1 protein-coding gene is annotated in these 2287 nt (G+C 71.3%); it reads right to left on the reverse strand.

Translation table 11 applies throughout. From position 1 onward, the window contains the following. Nucleotides 1–507: 507 nt before the first annotated feature. Nucleotides 508–1815, reverse strand: a complete 1308-nt coding sequence (locus M0638_RS27530) for a tyrosine-type recombinase/integrase (protein WP_248670156.1) — start codon at nucleotides 1813–1815, stop codon at nucleotides 508–510. Nucleotides 1816–2287: the final 472 nt, after the last annotated feature.

Genomic DNA, 2287 nt, shown 5'->3' on the forward strand with positions numbered 1-2287 from the left:
CAGTTCTCCCCGTCGCCTCCGTCCAGTTTCCCATGGCGCCCGACATGGGGCGGCGGCTCATGACGGGATGGTGCCCGGGTTCCCGCTTCACGTCGCCAGTGCGACCCGGCCGGAGCGCGGCGACGCTGGAGTGGCCGTCTGCGGCTGCCTATGGCCCGAGGGGACGGCCAGGCGTGGGGCGGCCAGAGATTGAGGCGATGCGGCCCTTGCCGATCCGCCAGGGTCATGTCCGCCCCGTCCGCGGACAGTCATCGGAGGCTTGTAGCGAATGGCGGCGGGCCGCGGAAACGGCGGATTTCTGCGGGCTATCATCGATTGTATACTGCATGCAATCGTGACGCCGAGCCATTGTTTGGCTGGTCAAACATCATGCCGCCGAGCGAAACAGGTGGCGGCCTCGCTCGCCTTCGCGGCCACCTCATGGGCGGCTTGGCGCGCACCCGGTGCCCACCCGCCCGCGGTGCCAACGGGCGGCCTGAAGTGGCCGGCAACCGCGCGGCGGAGGGACTACGCCGCCGAGCTGTCCGCCTCTGCCATGGCGCCCCGCTCCGCCGGCTGCGCCGCCCCTGTGGCGCCCCGCCGCGCCGCCCCCTCGCACCAGGCGGCCCATTCCTCCATGAGCGGGCGCCGGCGCTCCAGCATGTCCGCCCGCTGATAGGCGGCCTCGACCTTGTCCCGAACGCTGTGCGCCAGCGCCTTCTCCACCACGTCCCGCGGGTAGGGCGTGCACTCGGCGGCCCAATCGCGGAACGTGGAGCGGAAGCCGTGCACGTGGATGTCGCTGCGCTCCATGCGGCGCAGGAGCATCGTCAGCGTCATGTCGGACAGCGGACGTTGCGCGGACGTGTCCGCGCCGTCCTTCGGCCCGCCCTTGCCGCCGCCGCGCCGGCCGGTGCCGGGGAACACCAGAGCGCCCGGCGCAGGGTCGCCCATGCGGACGCTCCGCAGCAGGTCCATGGCGGAACCGGACAGCGGCACGCGATGCAGCTTGCCGGCCTTCATGCGCTTGGCCGGCACGGTCCAGACGGCGGCCTCCATGTCCACCTCGCCCCATGTCATGCCGCGCACCTCCCCGGAGCGGGCGGCCGTCAGGATCGCAAAGCGCAGCGCCAGCGGGCCGACGCCGGCCTCGCCCGCCAGCCTCGCCATGAAGGCGGCCATATCCTTCCAGGGCAGCGCGGGGTGGTTCTCCACCGGCTTCACCTTCCTGGCGGGCGGGAGCTTCATGGCGAGGTGCCCCTTCCAACGCGCCGGGTTCTCGCCAGTACGCCAGCCGCCGGCCTTGGCCGCGTCCAGCACCGCTTCGATCCGCCCGCGCAGGCGCGAGGCCGTCTCGGGCACGCGCGTCCAGAGCGGCCGAAGCACCGCCAGCACGGCGGCCGTGTCCACCTCCTCCACGGGTCGGTCCCCGAACGCCGGATAGGCATAAGCCTCCAGCGTCGCCCTCCACTGTGCCCCGTGCTTCGGGTTGCGCCAGCCGGCGGCCTTGTCCGCGATCAGCGCCTCGGCGGCAGCGCGGAAGGTGCGCTCCTGCGCGACGGCACGCGCGGCCTTGTCCGCCGCCCGTGCCTGCTGCGGGTCCTGTCCGTCCCGGATGAGCTTGCGCGCGGCGTCCGCCTTCTCGCGCGCTTCCGCCAGGGAGACGGCCGGATAGGCGCCGAGGCCCATGTCTCGGCTCTTGCCGTCGCGCATGTAGCGCAGGACCCACGTCCTGCGGGCGGCGTCCTTGACGTAGAGGTGCAGCCCGCCGCCGTCGCCGTAGCGCCCCGGCTTGTTCAGCGCCCTCACGCCCATCGCTGTCAGCTTGCCGGCCATGCCCGCCCCACCGTTCCCTGTTCCCAAGACTGTTCCCATATTAGCGCGCGGATTTATGGGAACAAGCGGAACCGGGAATGCTATGGTTCGTGCGAAATGATGTATATATCACAGCACTCTAGAGGTCATTCAGGCACGCAGGGGAACGTTAGTTCTACAGACACCTCATCCGCCATGGACTCAAAGCATTCCGAGGGCCTGGTCATGGTGACCGGCCTCATCCCCTACAGCGAACCGCAGTCCGGTTGGGACTGCGGTTCGCCGTAGCGCGTTGTTCACGGCGCGGATTCACGCCGCCGGGCGTGTCCGCCCGCCGGCGATCCGCTCTAATCAGCGCGTTGGCGCGGCGGCTTGGCTCGGCGCGGCCCCGCCGGTGATCCACGCTCAGGGCGGCACCGGCGCACCGTCCCAGGCGAACACGCCCCCGCTGTCCGCGGGCCGCAGCCCGTCGATGACGGCGAGCAGTCGTTCC

It is taken from the genome of Roseomonas acroporae (assembly GCF_023223525.1).
Taxonomy (GTDB): Bacteria; Pseudomonadota; Alphaproteobacteria; order Acetobacterales; family Acetobacteraceae; genus Roseomonas_E; species Roseomonas_E acroporae.

Coding starts and splice junctions, on each gene's coding strand:
- M0638_RS27530 (WP_248670156.1), bottom strand. CDS start 1,815: ATGGCCGGCAAGCTGACAGCGATGGGCGTGAGGGCGCTGAACAAGCCG.